Source organism: Acidovorax sp. Q11 (genome assembly GCF_054950075.1).
This window is the reverse complement of record NZ_JBUDZG010000004.1, coordinates 107,855-127,160: the sequence shown is the minus strand read 5'-3', so window position 1 is coordinate 127,160 and position 19,306 is coordinate 107,855. Positions and strand designations below refer to the sequence as shown.

The following is a 19,306-nucleotide window of genomic DNA, read 5'->3' as shown; positions in this document are numbered from 1 at the left end:
GGCCTCAGTGTCAGACCTCTTCGTCGCCCTCGTCCATACCATCCCCATCAGCGCCTTGCGACTCGCCCGGCGCCCGTGGCGTGCGTTTGGCGGGCTTGGCCAAAATCTCGACATAGAACTGCGCGCCGCCCTCAGCGGCCACGCCGTTGATCAGCCCGGTCAGGGCCGAGAGGTGGGCTACAGCGGCGTCTTCTTTGGTGCGGCCAAACTGGCAGTCAAAGTCCCAGAAATCGGCACCTTCGGGCAGGTCGCGGCGCCGTTCGCGCTTGATGTATTTGCGGATTTCGTGCTTGACGGCATCCAGAACGCGGTCGCGATTCTTGCCTTCAACGTGGAGTTGGAAAGTTTTTCTCATGGGCGATGGTACCGCCTGCGACACCCGCCCGTTCCCAGCCAAGCCCCCAGGTGCCACAATGGTGCATTACTTTTGGTTACCACCAAGCCCCATGTCCTACGACCTGCGTCTGCTGCACATCCTGCCAGCGGCTGTGCTCGTCACACAGGATGGCGCCATCCGCTTTGCCAACGCGGCCAGCGTGGAACTGCTGGAAGCGCCCAGCGCCGACAGCCTGATCGGCCGCCTCTCGGGTGATTTCGTGCACCCCATGGACAAGGTGCGCTCCAGCAACCGCATCGAGCAGGTGGCCGTGCCCGAGCAGGCGGGGCGGCCCAACAAATCCTCCGAGTTCCGCATCCGCACCGCGCGCGGCAGCCTGCGCATGGTGCTGATCAGCAGCGTGGCGACGGAGTGGGATGGCGCCCCCGCCGTGCTCATGTGTGGCCTGGACATGACCCACCAGAGCGAGATCGAGGCCCAGCTGCGCGAGAGCGAGCAGAACTTCCGCCGCCTGTTCGACAGCCTGCAGGACGTGTACTACCGCACCAACGCCCAGGGCGTAGTGCAGCATGTGGGGCCTGGCGTGCGGCGCGTGCTGGGCTACGAGCCGCACGAGATCGAGGGCCGCACGGCCGAGTCGTACTACCCGCACAGCTCCGACCGCGACGCGTTCAAGGCCGCGATCCTGGCGGATGGCGAGGTCAGCGACTTCCCCGGCCAGATGGTGCGGCGCGACGGCCAGGTGATCGACATCTCCATCAGCAGCCACGCGCTGTATGACCATGCGGGCAACTTCGCAGGGGTGGAGGGCATCTACCGCGACGTGACGCAGCGCAAGAACCTGGAGCGCGAGCTGCAGCGGCTGGCCACCACCGACATGCTCACCGGCATTGCCAACCGGCGTGCGTTTCTGGAGACGGCGGAATCCGCATATGCCCATTCATGCCACAGCGGCGAGCCGCTCACGCTGCTGATGCTGGATCTGGACCATTTCAAGACCATCAACGACCGCTATGGCCACCTGGAGGGCGACCGGGCCCTGGTGGCCTTTGCCCAGGCCGTCAAAAGCCAGCTGCGCGCCAGCGATGCCTTGGGGCGCCTGGGTGGCGAAGAATTTGGCGTGCTGCTGCCACTGACCACCCTGGCCGAGGGCCTGGAGGCCGCTCACCGCATCCTGCAGAGCGTGCGCGCGCTGCAGCTGAGCGACGACACAGGCCAGGCCTACCGCATCACCACCAGCCTGGGGGTGGGCGCCTTCCGCCAGGGCGACCGCAGCCTGCGCGACATGCTGGACCGCGCCGACCAGGCGCTGTACCAGGCCAAGCACCAGGGGCGCGACCAGATCGCCTCGCTCGAAACCCCGGGCGACTGACGCAGGGCACCCTGCCCCTGCCGTGCCACCGCAAGGTGGATGGGAGCACGCCACGTTTACAGGCGCATCCGCTCCTGCTGCATATTCCACAGACAGGCGGCAATCCCCAGCAGCATCTCCATCACCTGCTCGGCGCCCTGGTGCGACAGCTCCAGGCCGTCGATGATCATGGCCAGTTGCGCGATCGCGTCCTCAGGCGCTGATGCACCGCCACTGCGCGCCACTTCGGCAATGGCGATCAGGACATCGGTGTGATTCATGGCCGGGCTACCAGTGCATAGCCACGGAGGATGGGGGCACGCCGGGGCCTAGCGCGGTGCCATGGACAGCTGCGGCTGGCGCGGCGTAGCCCCGGCGGGCAGCGCGGCCGCCAGCGCGTTCGGCGCTGTTGGCGGCAGCGGCAACCCGCCCTGGCGGGGCCCCTCCAGCGCATCCACGGCCGGGCGGGCACCGTCGGGCGCCAGCCGGAACTGGTGGATCACCTCCAGCAGGCGCCGGACCTGGTTCTTCACACCGGTGGAGGCGGACGAGCTGTCGTCCACCAGCGCCGCGTTCTGCTGCGTGGCGGCGTCCAGTTGCCGCACGGCCTCGCCAATCTGGGCGATGCCCCGGGCCTGTTCCTGGCCCGCGTTCTGGATCTCGCTGATCAGCGCCACGACCTGGTTCACATGCCGCACGGTGTTGGCCACGCGCTCGCCGGCCTGGCCCACCAGCGCCGAGCCCCGCCCCACGCCCTGCACGCTGGCCGCGATCAGGCCCCGGATCTCACGCGCCGCCGTGCTGCTGCGCTGGGACAACCCCCGCACCTCGCCCGCCACCACGGCAAAACCACGGCCCTGCTCGCCCGCGCGGGCTGCTTCCACGGCGGCATTGAGGGCCAGCAGGTTGGTCTGGAACGCAATGTCGTCGATCACCTTGATGATGTCGGTGATCTTCTGCGACTGCAGGTTGATCTCCTGCATGGTTGCCACCACGTCGCGCATCACGGTGCCGCCCTCGTTGGCGACCTTGCTGGCCTCCTGCGCCAGTTGGGTGGCGCGGTGGGCGTTGTCGGTGTTGTGCTGCACGGTGATGGTGAGCTGCTCCATCGAGGCCGCTGTCTCCTGCAGGTTGGACGCCTGCACCTCGGTGCGGCGCGCCAGGTCTTCGGCACCACCGGCCATCAGCACGGCATCCCGCGCCACGGTTTCGGTGCTGTCGCGCACCTCGGTGATCACGCGCACCAGCTGCTGGTTCATCTCCCGCAGGGCGCCCAGCAGTTCGGCGGTTTCGTCGGTTCCACGCACCACGATCTGCGCGCTCAGGTCGCCCCCTGCCACCGTGCGGGCCAGAGCCACCGCCTGCTGCAACGGGCGGGAGATGGAGCGCGTGATGATCAGGGCCATCGCCGCCCCCACCAGCAGCGCCAGCGCGGTGGCGGCCAGCATCCACACATGGATGGTCTCGCTCATCGCCTTGGCGGCACCAAACTCTTCTGCACCCACCTCGATCTGCAGGCCCACCAGCTGCTCGACCGCCGCCTGCACCTTGGCGGCCTGGGGGCGGATCTGGGTGATGTACAGCTCCGACCCGTCGTCGTACTTGCCCGACACCAGCGCCTGCGCAGCGGGCAGCAGCCCCTTGTCCAGGTAGTGGGTGTTGGCGTCGGCAAAGGCCTGGGCCAGGGTTTGTTCTTGCGGGGCCAGCGGCTTGGCCGTGTAGCTGGCCCACAGGCTGCGGATGCGCTCCACGTTCGCCGTCAGCTCAGTGTGGCTGGCCTGCAGGTTGCTGGTGCCAGGGTCCATCAGCATGTCCATCACCAGCACCCGGTTGCGCTGGGTGAGGTGGCTGATCTCGGCCAGCACGCCCAAAGGCACCGTGCGGTCGCCATACAGCGCGGCGCTGCGCTCAGTCAGGCGCTTGGCACCACTGATGCCGCCCGCCGCCAGGGCCGAAATCAACAGCAGCAGCACGGCAAATGCCAGGGCCAGTCGGGTACCAATTTTGATTTTTTGAAGCATCTGAGAGTCTCGTCAATGACCCGGTGGCGACCTGGGGGCACCACCATCGCGTTTGATCCACGTGGCGAAAACCTGGCGTGGTCGTGCCACCCCTGTTTCAGCCACCATTTCCAGCCACGGTATGGCCATCGGAGAAAGATACTATTTGTTTCAAATGACAAAACCGTGACGCAACGACAAGACCATTTCACCCTCACCGGGCTTTTAAAAAAGATAATACTTTTTGATAAGCTACCGGCCTCGCAGGCCGATAGCCTGCAGATTTTCGAAAAATACAAACACATTCAAAACCAATAACAGAGAAATCCATGAAATATATCTATGCCATTTTTGCGCTCGCATGGGCCTTGCCGCTGGCGGGTGGGGCCAGCGCCCAAGCCGTGACCGGTGCTGGCTCGTCTGCCGCAGCCCCCATCTACCGCAGCTGGGCCAAGGCCTACACCAGGGCAACGGGCTCTGGGGTGGCCTATGAACCTGTGGGCTCCAGTGCCGGCATGAAAAAGATCCAGCAGCAGGCGGTGGGTTTCGGGGCCACCGACGTCTACCCTTCGGACAGGGACTTGATCGACAACGGCCTGATTGCGCTGCCCGTGGCCATCACCGGCATCAGCCCCATCGTCAACCTGCCCAAGGTCCAGAACGCACAGCTGCGCCTGACAGGCGAGGTGCTGAGCCGCATCTTCATGGGCGAGATCACCCGCTGGAACGCCCCCGACATCACCGCCCTGAACCCAGACACGCCGCTGCCCGACCTGCCCATCAAGGTGGTGGTGCGCGCCGATGGCTCGGGCACCACCTACAACTTCGCGGATTACCTGGCCAAGGTCAGCCCCAAATGGAAGGCCTCTTTTGGCGTCAAGACCAGCATCAAATGGCCCGACGGCCACCTGGCTTTCAAAGGCAGCGAGGGCGTGGCCAAAGGCGTGCGCGACACCGTGGGCGCGATTGGTTATGTGGATTTTGGCTATGTGGCCGAATACGGCCTGGCGTCGGTGCAGATGAAGAATGCCGAAGGTGTTTTTGTCAAACCCTCCATCGATGCCTTCAAGGCCGCACTGGCCAACAGCGAATGGTCGGCCACCGGGGCCTTCAACAACACGCTGACGCAGAAACCCGGTAAATCCGTGTGGCCCATCACCATGGGAACCTTTGTGGTGTTCCCCAAGGTCACCAGCAACCCCGAGCAAACCAGCCATGCGCTCAAATTCATTATCTGGTCGTTTGTGAATGGCGACACCCTGGTCAGTGAAAACAATTTTGTGCGCCTCCCCGACCGGGTTCAAGCCGCTGCATTCAAGGTCATCACATCCATTCGCGATCAAAAGGGCACGCCGCTGGGAATGAGTTTGATCGCTTCTTCCGCGCCCTCGCAGCAATAAACCAACTTATTATTAAAGCACTGTCAATAACATTACCAGGCTATTTTCTCGACGCGTGCAAATAATCCGGTCCGGAGGCCGCAGCCGCACGATGGACACGGGGGAACACAGGACACAAGGGGGCACACGGCACAATGCCCGCTTGACGGCCACTCCCCCTGCCCGGCGCCACCACCCCAGTGCGCGCCCCTCCCACCACGCCACCCCCGACAAAGACCAGATCGCCCTGCTGGAACCCTTTGAGCGCCTGGGCACCGACCGCATCGCGCTGGTCTCCACCCCCGCGCAGGCCGAACAGGCCTGCACAGCCCTGGCCGCCGCCCGTGTTTGGGGGTTCGACACCGAATCCAAACCCACCTTCGTGCAGGGCGAGCAGTCCGACGGGCCCCACATCGTGCAGCTGGCCACGCTCGACCATGCCTGGGTCTTTCAGCTGCACGACCCCGGCTGCCGCGCGCGTGTGGCCGAGCTGCTGGCGCTGCGCGGCGTGACCAAGGCGGGTTTTGGCCTGGGCGACGACACCAAACGCATACAGGCCAAGCTGGGGGTACAACCCAGCGACGTGCTGGAGCTGAACACCGTGTTCCGCCAACGCGGCTACCGCAAGGACATGGGCGTGAAAGGCGCGGTGGCCATGCTGTTCAACCGGCGCTTCATCAAGTCCAAGAAAGCCGCCACCTCCAACTGGGCCAACGAAAAGCTCACCGAGGCCCAGCTGGTCTACGCAGCCAACGACGCCTGGGCAGCGCTGCGGGTGTTCCATGCGCTACAGGCCCCTGCCGCCACCTGAGGGTCGGCGCCGGGCCCGGGTGCGGGACCATCATTTGCTATTAAAAATATAGCTACAAATACTTACCCATAGCGCGGTAACGGCCTTTTTTACCACGAACCACGCTCTACCCGTGCATCACAGGCGCGCCGCCAGCCGCGCCGCCTGGTCGATGGCGCGTTTGGCGTCCAGTTCGCCCGCCTCCAGCGCACCGCCGATCAGGTGGGGCTTGCGGCCTTGGGCCTCCAGGTCCTGCGCCAGGCTGCGCAACGGCACCTGGCCCGCGCACAGGACCACGGTGTCGCACGGGATCCAGGTCGGGTCTTCGCGCTTCTCGCCGTACGAGACCAGCAGCCCTTCGTCGGCAATGCGCTCGTAGTTCACGCCACCCACCATCTCCACCGCTTTCATCTTCAGCACGGTGCGGTGGATCCAGCCCGTCGTCTTGCCCAAGCCGCCGCCCAGCTTGCCTTTTTTGCGCTGCAGCAGCGTCACCTGCCTCGCGGGCGGCGTGGCGCGCGGCCCCGTGGGGGCCAGGCCGCCGCGCGCATCGGCCGGGTCGGTGATGCCCCATTCGGCCTTCCAGGCGGGCAGGTCGAGCGTGGTGGACGGATGCTCACCATGGGTGAGGAACTCGGCCACGTCAAAGCCAATGCCACCCGCGCCGATGATGGCCACGCGCTCGCCCACCGGCTTGCCGTGGCGCAGCACGTCGATGTAGCTCAGCACCTTGGCGTGGTCCTGGCCGGGGATCTGCGGGTCGCGCGGCAGCACGCCGGTAGCGACCACCACCTCGTCATAGCCCGCCAGATCGGCTGCATCGACCTTGCGGTTCAGGTGCAGCTGAACGCCCGTGTCCTCCACGCGTGTGGCTAGGTAGCGCAGCATTTCGTGGAACTCTTCCTTGCCCGGAATCACCTTGGCCATGTTGAGCTGGCCGCCGATAGCGGGCGCCGCGTCGAACAGATGCACTTCGTGCCCGCGTTCGGCGGCCACGGTGGCGGCGGTCAGGCCCGCGGGCCCCGCGCCGACCACGGCAATGCGCTTGCGCGACGATACCGGGCGGTACACCAGTTCGGTCTCGTGGCAGGCACGAGGGTTGACCAGGCAGCTGCTGGTCTTGTTCTGGAACACATGGTCCAGGCAGGCCTGGTTGCAGGCGATGCAGGTGTTGATGCGGTCGGCCCGGCCCTGCGCGGCTTTCTTCACAAACGCTGCGTCGGCCAGCAGGGGCCGCGCCATCGACACCATATCGGCGCAGCCATCGGCCAGCACCTGCTCGGCCACCTCGGGCGTGTTGATGCGATTGGACGTGACCAGCGGCGTGGTGATGCCTGCCGCCGCGAACTCGGCCTTCATCTTTTGCGTGACCCAGGCAAACGCTGCGCGCGGCACGCTGGTGGCAATGGTGGGCACCCGTGCCTCGTGCCAGCCGATGCCGGTGTTGACGATGTTCGCCCCGCCCGTGGCCACGGCCTTGCCCAGGGTGACGATCTCGTCCCACGCGCTGCCGCCGGGCACCAGGTCAATCATGGACAGGCGGTAGATGATGATGAAGTCTGGCCCCACGGCTTCGCGCATCCGGGTAAGGATCTCCACGGGCAGGCGCATGCGGTGGCTGTAGTCGCCGCCCCAGGCATCCTTGCGCAGGTTGGTCGCCTGCGAGAGGAACTGGTTGATGAAGTAGCCCTCGGAGCCCATCACTTCCACACCGTCGTACCCGGCCTCGCGCGCCTTCACCGCGCAGTTCACGAAGGCGCGGATCTGGCGCTCCACCCCGCGCGCCGACAGCGCAAACGGCGTGAACGGCGAAATGGGCGACTGCAGGCGCGACGGCGCCACGGCCAGCGGGTGGTAGGCGTAGCGGCCCGTGTGCAGGATCTGCAGCGCGATCTTGCCGCCCGCGCCATGCACCGCGTCGGTCACCACCCGGTGGCGTTTGGCCGCACCCGAGGTGGACAAGGTGCCCGCAAACGGCTTGGCCCAGCCCGCGATGTTGGGCGCAAAGCCGCCCGTCACGATCAGGCCCACATCCCCCTCGGCCCGCTCGCGGAAGTACGCCGCCATGCGAGACAGGTCGCGCCCGTCCTCCAGCCCGGTGTGCATGGAGCCCATGAGCACGCGGTTCTTGAGGGTAGTGAAGCCCAGATCGAGCGGGGCAAGCAGGTGCGGGTACAAGGCGGTGCCGGGCATGGAGGCAGCGGCTGCAGGGGCGGCAATGGAAGAGGAATGCATGGAAGGATCGTGGACTAGAAATATTTTCTAGAACTTTATTCTAGAATCCCGTTCCATGGCAAGCCGCAATTCCCCGCCCCCCGCCTCATCCCCTGCCGACGCAACCACTGACCGCCGCCAGGACATCCTGAACGCCGCCCTCGCCTGCGCGGCCGAAGGCGGGGTCGATGCCGTCACCATCGACGGCGTGCGCGTGCGCTGCGGTGCCAGCGTGGGCAGCATTTACCACCACTTCGGCAACCGCGACGGCATCGTGGCCGCGCTGTTTTTCGACATCTTTCACGACCAATCGCGCGCCGTGCAGGCGCAACTGGACGCGGCTCTGAGCGTGGAGGCGGGCGTGCGGGCGCTGGTCACCGGTTATCTGGACTGGGTGGTGGCGCAGCCCGAGCGGGCGCGCTTCATGTTCCAGGCGCGGGGCGCCGTGGCCGCAGGCCCGCGCACGCCCGAACTGGCTGAGGCCGCGCGGCGCCGCAACCAGGCGCTGGTGGCCTGGTTTGAACCCCACCGACGGTCTGGCGCGGTGCGCGATTTGCCGTGTGAGCTGATGCCGTCGCTGGTGATGGGGCCGGTGCAGAGTTATTGCAGGGCGTGGCTGTCGGGCAATGCGGCCCAGGGAGGTTTGCCCTCGCCCACCACCTACCGTGCAGAGTTGGCGGATGCGGCGTGGCGGTCGCTGAAAGCCTAGATTGCCAGTTCAGTAATGCGGCGGCAACTCGTCGCGCAGGTTGCGCGGCGCCAGTGAGCCCCCGCCCTCGGGCACCTGGCGGCGCAGCTGGATGACCTCCTGTGCGAGGCGGTCGATCAGCTCCTGCTGGCGGTAGATGGTCATGTTGAGCTGGTCCAGCAGGTCTTCGGTGAAGCTGGCCTTGATCTCCAGGCTCTCGAGGCGCTGGAGAACGTTGGCGAGATCGTTGGTGTCGGACATGGAGGCGTCAGATCGCCTGGCCCAGGCGCGCGACGCCTTCGCGGATCTTGTCCACATCGGCCGTGGCAAACGACAGGCGGAAGGTGGCGTGGTCGGGGTTGGCGCAGAAGAACGGAGTGCCGGGCACGAAGGCCACGCCCTTTTCAATCGCGCGCTTGGCCATCACGTTGCCGTCTGCCACCTTGCCGCCCGCGCCGGTCAGACGCGCCCACACGAACAGGCCGCCCTGGGGTTGCACAAATTCGATGGCATCGCCTAGCTCCTTGCGCAGCGCGTCGCCCATGGCCTGGGCGCGCTCGGCGTACACCTTGCGCACATGGGCCAGCGTGCCGGGCATGCGGCCGGCCTTGAGGTACTGCGCGGCCGTGGCCTGCGCAAAGGTGCTGGTGTGTGCATCGCTGAACTGCTTGCACATGGTGGCCTTGCCCAGCAACTCGGCCGGGGCAATCATCCAGCCCACGCGCAGGCCGGGCGACAGCACCTTGCTCAAGCTGCCGCAGTGCACCAGCAGATCGCGGCTGCCGGGCACGCTGGCCGACAGGTTGAGCAGGCTGGGGGGAGGCGCATCGCCAAAGTACAGGTCGCCGTAGGGGTCGTCCTCAACGATCAGGGTGTTGTGCTTCACCGCCATCTCCAGCACGGCCTTGCGGCGCTCCAGGCTCAGCATGGCGCCGCTGGGGTTGCCGAAGGTGGGGATCAGGTAGACGAACTTGGGCTTGTGATCGGCGATGAGCTTTTCCAGCTCGTCGGTCTTCACGCCATTGCCATCAATGGGGGCGCTGATGAGTTCGGCGCCGTACAGGCGAAAGCACTGGATGGTGGCCAGGAAGGTCGGGCCTTCCACAATCACCTTGTCGCCGGGGCTGATGAGCGTCTTGCCCAGCAGGTCCAGCGCCTGCTGGCTGCCGGTAGTGACGATGAGGTTGTCGGCCGCCACATCCTTGGCGCCCTTGCTGGTCATGAAGGCGGCCAGTTGTTCGCGCAGCGGGTTGTAGCCTTCGGTCGCGCCATATTGCAGTGCAGCGCCGGGTTCTTCGGCCAGGGCGGCATTGCTGGCGGCGCGAATGCCTTCCACGTCGAACATCGCGCTGTCGGGGAAGCCGCCTGCAAAGCTGATGATGCCGGGCTTGCCCAGAAGCTTGAAAAGCTCGCGGATGGCGGAGGTTTCTACGTTGTTCAGGCGGTCGGCAAATTGCATGGCGTGGACAGAAGTGGGTGGCAAAGGATCTCGCATTGTCGCCAATTGGCGTGCAGGTTTCCTGCGGCTTGGGGCGTGTCACCCTAAACTGCGAAGGCAAAAACCTGACCCACCGCCCCGCTACGGAGCCCCCATGCCCCTCGAAATCCGCCAGCTGCCCCCGATGCGCCTTGCCTACATGCGCCAGACCGGCCCCTACGGCCCCTCCCTCACGCAGTTGTGGGACCGCTTTGGCCGCTGGTGCGAGGCCCATGGCCTGAGCGAGCCGCGCCCCAAGTTCTATGGCATCAGCCTGGACAACCCCGCCTGCACCCCGCCCGCGCAGTGCCGCTACGACGCCTGCGTGCAGGTGGGCGTGGGCCTGCGCACGGGCACCGAGGCCCAAGTGCAGGACTTCCCCGGAGGCGACTACGCCTGTTTTCAGTTTGTCGGCACCGGGCCCGAGATCGGCGCGGCCTGGGCCCGCATGACGGCCCCCGGGCAGATCCCCCCAGGCTGGGAGGTGGCGGCCCGGCCCGCCATCGAGGTGTATAACGAGCACTTCGCCGTCAACCCCGCCACGGGCGCGTTTCCCTGCTGGCTGTGCCTGGCGGTGCAGCGCGTGGCCTGAGAAGGTGTGGACGAATCCGTCGTGCCCAACGCCAGCGCCCGTGTGTCAATCCACGCGGATGTCGGCCCGTGCAGCCACGGCGCGCATCAGCGGCAGTTCGCGTTCGATGCGGGCACGCAGCGCGTCGCCATTGCCCCAGGCCGGGGTCATGCCGATGTCCACCAGCTTCTTCTTGAATTCGGCCGATGCCATGGTGTCGGCCAGGGCCTTCTCCAGCTTTTTCTGCACCGGTGCGGGCAGGCCAGCGGGCGCGACGAACGCAAACCACGAGCCCATGTCGAAGCCCGGGTAGCCGCTCTCGGCCACCGTGGGCACGTTGGGCAACAACGCCAGGCGCTGCGGGCTCAGCACGGCGATGGGCTTGATCTTGCCCGCCTTGATGAGCGGAGTGGAGGCCACCACCGTGTCCACCGCCAGCTGCACCTGCCCGCCCATCAGCGCCGTCAGGTTGGGCGAGCTGCCGTTGAAAGGCACATGCATCATCGGAAAGCCTGCCGTGGTCTTGAGCATCTCGGCGCCAAAATGCACCGATGAGCCCGTGCCGTAGGAGCCGTACGAGAACTTGTCCGGCGCGGCCTTGGCCTGCGCCACGATGTCCTTGAGCGTGCTGCCCTGCACATCGTTGTGCGCCACCAGCAACAGCCCCATGTCCGCCACCATGCCGATGGGCGTGAAGCTGCGCACGGGGTCGTACGGCAGATTGGTGCGGATGGCGGGGTTCATGGTGAGCGTGGTGTTGGCGCCCAGCAGCAGGGTGTAGCCGTCGGCCGGGGCCTTGGCCACCAGCGAGGCCGCCACCACCGTGCCTGCGCCGGGCCGGTTCTCTACCACCATGGGCTGGCCCAGGCGCTCGCCCAGGGCCGTGGCCAGCAGCCGCCCCAAAATGTCGGTGGCACCGCCGGGTGCAAACGGTATGACCAGCTTGACCGGCCGCTCAGGATAGGCCTGCGCCCAGGCCACGGCGGGCGCCGCCAGCGCGCACGCGCCAGCCAGAAGACAGGAAATGAAGCGGGAGCGCAGCAAGGGCATGGGGATTTCACCGGTCAAAAAAAATTCTGGAAAAGCGGGACGGACTTCAGGCGCATCAACCCAGTAGCGGGCTCGCCACACGGACATAGCCACTGGCCTGGTCATAGGCATGGCCGATCTGCAGCACGGCGGCATCCTGCTGCGCCGGGGCAAGGATCTGCAAGCCCGCAGGCAGCCGACCAGGCCCAAAGCCTGCGGGGGCAGCCAGCGCGGGCAGGCCCGCCATGGTGGCGGGCACCACGGCCTCCATCCAGCGGTGGTAGGTGTCCATGGTGCGGCCGCCGACCTCGTGGGGCCAGTCCAGCCCGGCATCGAACGGGAAAACCTGGGCAGCGGGCAACACCAGAAAATCGAATTGCTCGAACAGGCCGCGCAGCACTTGGTACCACGCGCTGCGTACGCGGGCCGCGTCGTACACCTGCAGGGCCGTCAGGCGCATGCCACGCTCGATCTCCCACACCGCCTCGGGCTTGAGCAGAGCATGCGTGGCCGGGTTGCGATACAAGGCCGCATTGGCCCCTGCCACGCTGAAGCTGCGCAGGTCGATCCAGGCGTTCCACAGCTGTTCCAGATTGAATGCGGGCGCCACAGATTCCACGGTGCAACCCACCGTGCGGAAGTGTTCCAGCGCCTGCTCGCAGGTGGCCAACACGCCGGGCTCGGTGGGCAAATGGCCGCCCAGGTCACCCAGCCAGCCGATGCGCGCACCGCGCCAGTCGCGCTCCAGCGGCTGGCCCAGCAGGGCCACGTCCTCATGGCGCCGCGTGAGCGGCAGGCGTGCATCAAAACCTGCCTGCACCGACAGCAGCAGCGCCAGGTCCGGGATGTTGCGCGCCATGGGCCCGGCCACGCTGAACTGCTGGAAGAACACTTCCTCCGTCGGCCCGTGCGGCACCAGGCCGAACGAGGTACGCAGCCCATACACGTTGTTGAAAGCCGCTGGCGTGCGCAACGATCCCATCATGTCCGAGCCATCGGCCACGGGCAGCATGTGCAATGCCACGGCCACTGCTGCGCCGCCACTGCTGCCGCCTGCCTACACGGCCGGGTTGTAGGCATTGCGCGTGGTGCCGTACACCGGGTTGTAGGTATGGCCGCCCAGGCCAAACTCGGGCGAGTTGCTACGGCCGATGAAGAGCGCTCCGCCCGCGCGCATGCGCTCGAACACCACGGCATCGGTGGCCGACACCTGCCCGGCAAAGATGGGCGAGCCCCGCGTGGTGACCATGCCCGCAGCGGGCATGATGTCCTTGGGTGCCTGCGGAAACCCATGCATCAGGCCCAGGCTCTCGCCGCGCGCCAGTTGCGCATCGCGCTCTGACGCCTGTGCGCGCAGGGCGTTGCGGTCCACCATCGCTACCAGTGCGTTCACCACGGGGTTGAGCCGGTCTACCTGGGCCAGGTAGGCATCCAGCACCTCGGTGCAGGAGACCTCCCGCGCATGGATGGCGCGCGACAGTCCGGTGGCCGTGTAGTCCACGATGTGGCTGGGGGTGCCACCCGGGGTGACGCTGTTTGCAGAAGGCATGGGGGCTGGGGCCGGTAAATGTGTCATTTGCAAGTCAGCATAAGCAGCCCGCTGCGTTTCGACAATCAACGATTTCTGGGGTTATCTTTGCGTTTTACGCAATCCACGCCCCGAAAGGCCCCCCATGCTTTCCAGCCGCTTGCAGGACACCGCGCTGCGCTACTTTCTGGAAGTGGTGCGCAGCGGCTCGGTCAGCGAGGCCGCCACGCGCCTCAACGTGTCGCCTTCGGCCGTGAGCCGCCAAGTCGCCGCCCTCGAAGACCTGCTAGGCGTGCCGCTGTTTGACCGGCGGCCGCGCGGCATGGCACCCAGCGCTGCAGGCGAGCTGCTGGCCGCCCATGCGCGGCGCGGCGCGCTGGAGGCCGACCGCGTGGTCTCCGACATCCAGGCGCTGCAGGGCCTGCGCACGGGGCTGGTGCGCATCTGCAGCTCTGCGGGTTTTGCCATCGAGTTCCTGCCCCGCGTGATGGCGCAATTCCGCCTGCAGTACCCCGGCATCCAGTTCCACCTGCGCGTGGCCAGCCCGGCAGCTGTGACCGTGGGGGTGCTCAACGGCGATGCAGACATTGGCCTGACCTACAGCCGCTCGGCCGAGCGGGACATCACCGTGCAGCACCGCCAGGCCGCGCCCGTCATTGCCATCATGCGGCCTGACCACGCGCTGGCACGCGCCCACTCCGTCACGCTGGCGCAGATGCACGCCTACCCCATCGCCCTGCCCGAGCGCGACAACACCGTGCGCCAGCTGTTCGACATTGGCTGCAGCCAGCGGGGCCTGGTCTTTGAGCCCGCGCTGGTGTGCAACCACTTCGAGACGCTGATGCACTTTGTGCTGCATGGCGGCGGCCTGTCCATCTCGGGCGAGGTGACGGTGCGCGATCGGGTGCAGCGCGGCGAAATGCATGCCGCCCAGATCCGCGAGCCCGGCATGGGCGCCCGCGCCGCCGAGCTGCAGACCCTGAGCGGCCGCACCCTGCCCGCTGCCGTGCGCATGTTCCTTGAGTTTCTGCAGGCGCAGCTGCGGGACAATGCGCCACCGGCCACGCCCGCCAAAAGAAGCCAGCCCCCTGCCCCACCCCACCAACGATGATGATGAAAACCGCCCAGATCGAGCCCTTCTTCGCCACCCTGAAGGCGGCCAACCCGATGCCCAACACGGAGCTGGAATACACCACCCCGTTCGAGCTGCTGGCCGCCGTGCTGCTGTCGGCCCAGGCCACTGACGTGGGCGTGAACAAGGCCACGCGCAAGCTGTTCCCCGTGGCAGGCACACCCCAGGCCATCCTGGACCTGGGTCTGGAGGGGCTTGAGGGTTACATCAAGACCATCGGCCTGTACCGCACCAAGGCCAAGAACCTGATGGAGACCTGCCGCATCCTGGTGGAGCAGCACGGCAGCGTGGTGCCCCGCACGCGCGAAGCGCTGGAGGCCCTGCCCGGCGTGGGCCGCAAGACGGCCAACGTGGTGCTGAACGTGGCCTTTGGCCAGCCCACCATGGCGGTGGACACGCACATCTTTCGCGTGAGCAACCGCACCGGCCTGGCGCCCGGCAAAAACCCGCTGGCGGTGGAGCTGCAGCTGATGAAGCGCGTGCCTGCGGCCTACGCAGTGGATTCGCACCACTGGCTCATCCTGCTGGGCCGCTATGTGTGCCAGGCGCGCAAGCCGCGCTGCTGGGAATGTGTGGTGAGCGAGTATTGCGAATACCGACCAAAGACACCGGCGCCCTGAGCCATCAGGTGCGGCATTTAGCTATTATTTTATAGCTTATAAAGCTTACCGGATAGGCGGCAGAGCCCAAAAAAGCTTCAGATTTCACTCAACGGGCTACGGCGTGCTCCCGCAGCCAGACGGCGAAGGCCTCTTCGGTGATGTCGCCTGCGGCGACGGCGAGCATGGTCAACGTAGCGTCTGTCTGGGTGGCCCCTAAACGCAAGCCATTGAGGTACAGGAACAAGCCCACGGCCAGGAAAGCCGCCCGCTTGTTCCCGTCCACGAAGGGATGGTTCTTGGCCAGGCCCACCCCGTAGCTCGCGGCCAGAGTTGCCGCGTCTGGGGGGTTGTCGACGTCCGCATAAGCCACGATGTTCTGCGGCCGCATCAGGGCAGAGTCCAGCAAACCCTCATCGCGCATACCTTCGCGCCCGCCATGCGTGGCAAGGCTCTCACCGTGGAGCAGAACCAGCGCCTGCTTGCTCACCCAGCGCCAGCTCATTTGGCCAGCTGGTGAAAGGTGTCCCGAAAGTCGTGCATGAACTCACGGCCAGCCTTGATCTCTTCCTCAAGGGTGGGGTCGTACGGCGTCAGGGCATAGCCATCGGGCGTTTCCGTCAGAAAGATGGACTCACCTTTGCCCAGCTTCAAACGCGCCAGGGCTTCCTTGGGCAGAACAACGCCAACAGAATTTCCGATCTGGGTCAGCTTGAGCATGTGCATGGGAAAACTCCAAGTAATTACAAACGTAATACTAAATCTTCCCCTCGGTACGGTCAAACCACTCCAGCCAAACCCAGCGCAGCCATCTCCACCGAAACCCCTGCCCACGCCACATCAAACCCTGCCGTCTTTCTCTCCGGCGGCACCGGGTGGGCACGCAGCGCCCAAGTGGCACCAGCCACCACACTGTCGATCACCGGCACCGCTAACTGCGGCTGCACGGCAGCGGCCATACCGGCCAGCCCCGCTCCGCCCAGAATCACCGCCTGCACGCCCATCTGCCGCACCACGTCGCGGCAGGCCTGGGCCAGCAACGCGCGCGCGGCCTCTGGGTCTGCAGCCAGCTGGGCACCTGTCGGGGCCACCGTGTGGATGCCCGCGAGCCCATGCGCGTGGCCCAGCGCCTGCGCGAGGCGCTGCAGCATGGGCCCCCAGCGCTCGCCGCCGGTCACGATGGCAAAGCGGCCATGGCGCGCCGCTTCGATAAAAGACGCTTCGGCCAGGCCCGTCACGGGCACTGGGCTGCTTTCACGCAGCGCCATCAGGCCCGGGTCGCCAAAGCAGCCGATCAGCACCGCATCGGGCCGGGAACGGGGCTGCGCCAGGTCGTGCGCCCAGACATCGAGCGCCGCATGCGCCGCCACCGCGTAGCTGGCCTCGCACGCGATGTAGGGGGCGCCAAAACGCGCCGTGACCGTGCGCACCGCCACATGCGAACCTGCGGCTGCCTGCACATGCCGCTGCAGCAAGGCGCTGACATGGGCCGACATGTTGGGGTTGATGACGAGCAGTTGACGCATGGGCAAGCGTGTGAAAAAACCGTCAGACCCCGCCCAGCAACCGCGCCAGATCAGGCGCCTCTGCCGCAGGCGGCGTGAACTCCAGCTGCGTTTCGATCCGCGCCAGGTGGGCCAGCATCAGCCGGGGCGCCTCGCGCGCATCGCGCAGGCGAATGGCATCGATCAGCGCCCGGTGCTCGCGGCAGCCGCAGGCCGTGGCCTCTTCGCGGGTTTGGGCGTGGCTGGGGCTGTAGGTCATCAGGATGAGCGAGGTGCGCGAGACCAGCTCGCGCAGGATGCGACCCAGCGTCTGGTGCCCTGCTGCCTGCGCAATGTGCAGGTGAAAGTCGCCCGAGAGGCGGATGGCGCGGCGCATGTCGCCACTGGCGCGCGCGGCCTCTTCGTCGTCGATGCAGGTGCGCAGCGCGGCGATGTCGGCGTCGGTGGCGTTGGCAATGAACAGTTCCACCAGGCGCGGCTCCAGCAGGCGGCGGGCTTCAAAAACTTCCAGCGCCTCTTGCGGCGTGGGCTGGGCAATGGATGCGCCCCGGTTGGGCGTGAGCGTAACGACCTGCTCGTTGGCCAGCCGCACCAGCACAGGCCGCACCCGTGTGCGCGACACGCCAAAGGCCGCCGCCAGCTTGTCCTCCACCAGTTTGGTGCCGGGGGGCAGCCGGTGGTCGAGGATGGCCGACACCATGCGGTCGTACATGTCGTTGTCACTGAGCTGGCCGGTCGTGTCGGGCTGCACAGGCGGTTCGGTGACCGCAGCGCGCGCGCGCCGGGGCTTGGGGAGGGTGGTCGTCATAAGGGTGCCGTTTTTACCCCGAACGGCCCTTGCGCCTGTGGCCCAATGCCCACACCAGCGCCAGCGTGATGCCCATGACGATGAACGACACCACCGTGGTCAGCGTGCCCAGCGCGTAGATCGATGGCGTGGTCACCGTGCTGGTCAGACCCTGCAGCTCCAGCGGCAGCGTGTTCACGTCGCCAATGGCCTGCGAGGTGCGGGCGATCTCGTCCCAGCTGAGCGTGAAGCCGAACATGCCAATGCCCACGACCGAAGGTGCAATCAGCGGCAGCACCACATGCGCAAAGCCCTGCCAGGGCGTGGCCCCCAGGTCTCGTGCGGCTTCTTCGTATGCAGGGTTGAAGCGGTTGAACACCGCAAACATGATGAGCAGGCCAAACGGCAGCGTCCAGGTCAGGTGCGCGCCCAGGGCGGAGGTGAACAGGCCCAGGGCTGTGCCGTAGCCCTCCAGCGTGCTCTCCATGCCAAAGCGCTCAAGCACCCACTTGATACCCGTATCGATCAGCCGGAACTCCAACCCGATGCCCAGCGAGACGATGATGGACGGCATGATCAGGCTGGCCACGACGATGAAGAACAGCGTGTTGCCGCCCGCCAGCCGCTTGCGAAACGCCAGACCGGCCAGCACCGACAGCACCACCGTGCACAGCATCACCGCCACGCCCAGGCCGAGCGAGCGCCACAGCGCCGCGCCAATGTCCACCACGCCCAGCCCTTCGGCCAGCTTGGTGAACCAGTGCAGCGACACGCCGCGCATGGGGAAAGTGAGCCCGCCCTCGGGGCCCTGGAAGCTCAGGATGAAGATGACGAACATGGGCCCGTACATGAACAGCACGAACAGCGCAAAGAAGATGACCAGGGGCCAGAAGCTGGCGGGACGAGATTCACGGACTTTCATCTCACAGCTCCTTGCGAATGTCGACGAGGCGCGTGAGTCCCCAGATGATCATCAGCACCACGGCCAGCAGGATCACGGCATTGGCCGCCGCCAGCGGGAACTGCAGGTAAGACGTCTGCACCTGGATGATCTTGCCAATCGATGCGATCTGCTGCCCGCCCATCACGCCGATGGTCACGAAGTCGCCCATGACGATGGTGATCACAAAGATCGAGCCGATGATGATGCCGGTGCGCGACAGCGGGATGATCACGTTCCACAGCGTCTGCCAGCCGCTGGCGCCACTGTCGCTGGCCGCCTCGATGAGGCTGCGGTCGATGCGCATCATGCTGTTAAAGATGGGCACGATCATGAACATGGTGTACAGGTGCACGAACGCCAGCACCACCGAGAAGTCCGAGAACAGCAGCCACTCCACAGGTGTCTCGATGAGGTTCATGCCCATCAAGGTTTGGTTCACCAAACCATTGCGCCCCAGCAGCGGCACCCACGAGATCATGCGGATCACATTCGACGTCCAGAACGGGATGGTGCACAGCACGAACAGCAGGGTCTGCATGCCCGAAGAGCGCACGTGGAAAGCCAAAAAATAGGCCACGGTGAAGCCGATCACCAGCGTGATCAGCCACACCAGAAAACTGAACTTGAGCGTGGAGTAGTACGTCTTGAGCGTGACGCACAGGCCCTCCGACGCATCGCCACAGCCCGCGAAGATCGACACGTAGTTCTTGAACGTGAAGCCGGGCAACAGCTCGTACTCGTTGAAGTCCCAAAAGCTGACCATCAGGATCAGCGCGAGTGGGATGAGGAAGAACAGCGCGAACACCAGCGTGAACGGCGCGGCCTGCCACCAGGCGGCGATGCTGCGGCCGGGGACAGCGGCAGCAGGTAAGGACGGTGTGGTGGTAGTGCTCATGGCTTTTTGCAAATCAGATATCCATCGGAAGACGGCCGTCGAAACTGGCGCTGCCGAAGACCAGTGCTCCCGCGCAAGGGC

Annotated in this window: 20 protein-coding genes and 1 pseudogene; 7 read left to right on the top strand and 14 right to left on the bottom strand. The window is 66.1% G+C overall.

Annotated elements, in window-relative coordinates; all coding sequences use genetic code 11:
* Positions 1 to 10 precede the first annotated feature (10 nt).
* Positions 11 to 355: a DUF6172 family protein gene (locus ACYZGB_RS05390; RefSeq protein WP_462387193.1), complete on the bottom strand. Its 345-nt coding sequence runs from the start codon at positions 353 to 355 to the stop codon at positions 11 to 13.
* A 91-nt stretch (positions 356 to 446) separates the two neighbouring features.
* Here ACYZGB_RS05390 and ACYZGB_RS05385 point away from each other — a divergent pair, with 91 nt between their 5' ends.
* The gene (locus tag ACYZGB_RS05385) at positions 447 to 1,709 is read left to right on the top strand and encodes a sensor domain-containing diguanylate cyclase (RefSeq protein WP_462387191.1); all 1,263 of its coding nucleotides are present in this window, start codon (positions 447 to 449) and stop codon (positions 1,707 to 1,709) included.
* 56 nt (positions 1,710 to 1,765) lie between these two features.
* On the opposite strand, the gene ACYZGB_RS05380 is transcribed toward ACYZGB_RS05385, so the two are convergent.
* Both ACYZGB_RS05380 and ACYZGB_RS05375 read right to left on the bottom strand, forming a co-directional pair.
* Positions 1,766 to 1,969, bottom strand: coding sequence for a hypothetical protein (locus ACYZGB_RS05380; protein ID WP_462387190.1), 204 nt, complete (start codon positions 1,967 to 1,969; stop codon positions 1,766 to 1,768).
* A gap of 48 nt (positions 1,970 to 2,017) precedes the next feature.
* Positions 2,018 to 3,709, bottom strand: coding sequence for a methyl-accepting chemotaxis protein (locus tag ACYZGB_RS05375; protein ID WP_462387189.1), 1,692 nt, complete (start codon positions 3,707 to 3,709; stop codon positions 2,018 to 2,020).
* A 308-nt stretch (positions 3,710 to 4,017) separates the two neighbouring features.
* Here ACYZGB_RS05375 and pstS point away from each other — a divergent pair, with 308 nt between their 5' ends.
* On the top strand, positions 4,018 to 5,088 hold the full coding sequence (gene pstS, locus ACYZGB_RS05370; protein WP_462387188.1) for a phosphate ABC transporter substrate-binding protein PstS: 1,071 nt from the start codon (positions 4,018 to 4,020) through the stop codon (positions 5,086 to 5,088).
* Positions 5,089 to 5,230: 142 nt separating this feature from the next.
* Positions 5,231 to 5,878, top strand: coding sequence for a 3'-5' exonuclease (locus ACYZGB_RS05365; RefSeq protein ID WP_462387187.1), 648 nt, complete (start codon positions 5,231 to 5,233; stop codon positions 5,876 to 5,878).
* A 117-nt stretch (positions 5,879 to 5,995) separates the two neighbouring features.
* On the opposite strand, the gene ACYZGB_RS05360 is transcribed toward ACYZGB_RS05365, so the two are convergent.
* A complete protein-coding gene (locus ACYZGB_RS05360; RefSeq protein WP_462387333.1) occupies positions 5,996 to 8,050 on the bottom strand; it encodes an oxidoreductase in 2,055 nt (684 codons plus the stop codon).
* A 97-nt stretch (positions 8,051 to 8,147) separates the two neighbouring features.
* On the opposite strand from ACYZGB_RS05360, the gene ACYZGB_RS05355 reads away from it, so the two are divergent.
* On the top strand, positions 8,148 to 8,780 hold the full coding sequence (locus ACYZGB_RS05355; protein ID WP_462387185.1) for a TetR/AcrR family transcriptional regulator: 633 nt from the start codon (positions 8,148 to 8,150) through the stop codon (positions 8,778 to 8,780).
* A gap of 9 nt (positions 8,781 to 8,789) precedes the next feature.
* Here ACYZGB_RS05355 and ACYZGB_RS05350 read toward each other — a convergent pair whose 3' ends face one another.
* Both ACYZGB_RS05350 and ACYZGB_RS05345 read right to left on the bottom strand, forming a co-directional pair.
* Entirely contained in the window at positions 8,790 to 9,020 is a 231-nt protein-coding gene (locus ACYZGB_RS05350; RefSeq protein ID WP_462387184.1) for a SlyX family protein, read from the bottom strand.
* 7 nt (positions 9,021 to 9,027) lie between these two features.
* Positions 9,028 to 10,218 carry an aminotransferase-like domain-containing protein gene (locus ACYZGB_RS05345; RefSeq protein ID WP_462387183.1) on the bottom strand — a complete coding sequence of 397 codons (1,191 nt, stop codon included), beginning with the start codon at positions 10,216 to 10,218 and terminating at the stop codon, positions 9,028 to 9,030.
* A 133-nt stretch (positions 10,219 to 10,351) separates the two neighbouring features.
* On the opposite strand from ACYZGB_RS05345, the gene ACYZGB_RS05340 reads away from it, so the two are divergent.
* Positions 10,352 to 10,828, top strand: coding sequence for an AraC family transcriptional regulator (locus tag ACYZGB_RS05340; protein ID WP_462387182.1), 477 nt, complete (start codon positions 10,352 to 10,354; stop codon positions 10,826 to 10,828).
* A 45-nt stretch (positions 10,829 to 10,873) separates the two neighbouring features.
* Here the strand turns inward: ACYZGB_RS05340 and ACYZGB_RS05335 are convergent, their stop codons facing one another.
* Together ACYZGB_RS05335 and ACYZGB_RS05330 are read right to left on the bottom strand one after the other, a co-directional pair.
* The gene (locus ACYZGB_RS05335) at positions 10,874 to 11,857 is read right to left on the bottom strand and encodes a Bug family tripartite tricarboxylate transporter substrate binding protein (protein WP_462387181.1); all 984 of its coding nucleotides are present in this window, start codon (positions 11,855 to 11,857) and stop codon (positions 10,874 to 10,876) included.
* A 55-nt stretch (positions 11,858 to 11,912) separates the two neighbouring features.
* A pseudogene (locus tag ACYZGB_RS05330) lies at positions 11,913 to 13,385 on the bottom strand (amidase).
* Positions 13,386 to 13,509: 124 nt separating this feature from the next.
* On the opposite strand from ACYZGB_RS05330, the gene ACYZGB_RS05325 reads away from it, so the two are divergent.
* Positions 13,510 to 14,475 carry a LysR family transcriptional regulator gene (locus ACYZGB_RS05325; RefSeq protein WP_462387180.1) on the top strand — a complete coding sequence of 322 codons (966 nt, stop codon included), beginning with the start codon at positions 13,510 to 13,512 and terminating at the stop codon, positions 14,473 to 14,475.
* 2 nt (positions 14,476 to 14,477) lie between these two features.
* The gene (gene nth / locus ACYZGB_RS05320) at positions 14,478 to 15,116 is read left to right on the top strand and encodes an endonuclease III (RefSeq protein ID WP_462387332.1); all 639 of its coding nucleotides are present in this window, start codon (positions 14,478 to 14,480) and stop codon (positions 15,114 to 15,116) included.
* Between the two features lie 88 nt (positions 15,117 to 15,204).
* Here nth and ACYZGB_RS05315 read toward each other — a convergent pair whose 3' ends face one another.
* Genes ACYZGB_RS05315 through ACYZGB_RS05290 form a run of 6 tightly spaced genes read right to left on the bottom strand, consistent with a single transcriptional unit; the run spans position 15,205 to position 19,225 of the window.
* Positions 15,205 to 15,600, bottom strand: coding sequence for a type II toxin-antitoxin system death-on-curing family toxin (locus ACYZGB_RS05315; RefSeq protein ID WP_462387179.1), 396 nt, complete (start codon positions 15,598 to 15,600; stop codon positions 15,205 to 15,207).
* Positions 15,597 to 15,821 carry an AbrB/MazE/SpoVT family DNA-binding domain-containing protein gene (locus tag ACYZGB_RS05310; protein ID WP_063461858.1) on the bottom strand — a complete coding sequence of 75 codons (225 nt, stop codon included), beginning with the start codon at positions 15,819 to 15,821 and terminating at the stop codon, positions 15,597 to 15,599. Before ACYZGB_RS05310 ends, ACYZGB_RS05315 begins: the two co-directional genes overlap by 4 nt.
* Positions 15,822 to 15,874: 53 nt before the next feature.
* Positions 15,875 to 16,621 carry an aspartate/glutamate racemase family protein gene (locus tag ACYZGB_RS05305; RefSeq protein WP_462387178.1) on the bottom strand — a complete coding sequence of 249 codons (747 nt, stop codon included), beginning with the start codon at positions 16,619 to 16,621 and terminating at the stop codon, positions 15,875 to 15,877.
* A 22-nt stretch (positions 16,622 to 16,643) separates the two neighbouring features.
* Positions 16,644 to 17,408, bottom strand: a complete 765-nt coding sequence (locus ACYZGB_RS05300; RefSeq protein ID WP_462387177.1) for a GntR family transcriptional regulator — start codon at positions 17,406 to 17,408, stop codon at positions 16,644 to 16,646.
* A gap of 13 nt (positions 17,409 to 17,421) precedes the next feature.
* Positions 17,422 to 18,309: an ABC transporter permease gene (locus tag ACYZGB_RS05295; RefSeq protein ID WP_462387176.1), complete on the bottom strand. Its 888-nt coding sequence runs from the start codon at positions 18,307 to 18,309 to the stop codon at positions 17,422 to 17,424.
* Between the two features lies 1 nt (position 18,310).
* On the bottom strand, positions 18,311 to 19,225 hold the full coding sequence (locus tag ACYZGB_RS05290) for an ABC transporter permease (protein WP_462387175.1): 915 nt from the start codon (positions 19,223 to 19,225) through the stop codon (positions 18,311 to 18,313).
* Positions 19,226 to 19,306: the final 81 nt, after the last annotated feature.